Annotated in this window: 1 protein-coding gene; it reads right to left on the bottom strand. The window is 74.5% G+C overall.

Annotated elements, in window-relative coordinates; translation table 11 throughout:
• A partial coding sequence (locus ACCD07_RS32295) for a TolC family protein (protein ID WP_413449694.1) occupies nt 1–423 on the bottom strand: 423 nt, incomplete at both ends.

Here is a 423-nt window from a genome sequence, read left to right on the forward strand (position 1 = left end):
CGCGGGCTTTTTTTTTGGTGTGTGGTTGGTCGTTTTGGTGGTTATGGTGCCGGTGGGGCGGGCTGCCTCCTCGCCCCCCCCCCCGAGCGCGGTGTACAGGGCGACACCGGCGCTGAGCAGCGCGCGCCGCAGCTGCACCAGCTGTTGTTCGGCGCTGAGCAGGTCGCGCTGGGCGTCGAGCACGTCGAGGAAGGGCGCGGCGCCGGAGTCGTAGCGCAGCTGCGACAGGCGCGCGCGTTCGCGCTGCACCCGCAGCGTGCGCCCGGCGATGGCGACCTGGTCGGTCAGCCAGGCGCGCGTGGACAGCGCGTCGCCGACGTCGCGGAACGCATCCTGGATGGTTTTTTCGTAGTTGGCCACGGCGCTGTCGCGGGGGGGCGGGGGGCCGGGCGGGGCGGGGCGCCGGCGCCCCCCCCGCCCCCG

Source organism: Duganella sp. Dugasp56, from assembly GCF_047304105.1.
Lineage (GTDB): Bacteria > Pseudomonadota > Gammaproteobacteria > Burkholderiales > Burkholderiaceae_D > Rugamonas > Rugamonas hordei.